This is a genomic window from Formosa undariae, assembly GCF_042427615.1.
GTDB classification, from domain to species: Bacteria; Bacteroidota; Bacteroidia; order Flavobacteriales; family Flavobacteriaceae; genus Formosa; species Formosa undariae.
Map to the genome: position 1 here is coordinate 1 of NZ_JBHMEZ010000005.1, position 559 is coordinate 559.

1 protein-coding gene is annotated in these 559 nt (G+C 36.5%); it reads right to left on the reverse strand.

The features are described from left to right. On the reverse strand, positions 1-559 hold a 559-nt coding region (locus ACFFVB_RS08175), incomplete at both ends, for a hypothetical protein (RefSeq protein ID WP_382382241.1).

A 559-nucleotide genomic window follows, 5' to 3' on the forward strand; every position in this document is an offset into this window, starting at 1 on the left:
AAATGCTTCATTATTGGCAGGAACTATAGTCTTGTAAAAGCTTAATTGGTCGTAAATAGCAGTCGATTTTTTAAGATCACTATTTTTAATCTCTGTTTCTAAACTTGTGGCATTATCAGGATGAACCCCCCAGAAATGGATTAATGGTCGTAAATCGTAACCAAAGGCTTGAGACATTCTCAATAATCTATCGTCGGTAGGCACATTATTTACATCGTCGTCATAGTTTATTTCACCATTCTCGTAACTCTCACTAGTGTTTCTGTTAAATTGTTCGAAAGCGTCCCAGTCAAAAAGTCTTACTACGTCGGCATATTTTGCATGACCTCTTGGCTGATAAGAAAACTCTTGACGGTATTCTCCTGTTTGTCTACTCATTTCGTTTCCTAATCTGAAATTTTCAGCAATCATCCAGCTAATCGCTGCTTCTTCTATACTGTGATTTAATCCGTAGCCATTAAATGATTCTTCAAAGGCTTGATTTATTTCAACTCCGAATTTTTTGTTATGTACTGCTACCCATAAGAAATTAACCATAGATTCAATCTCGCCAGGGAAC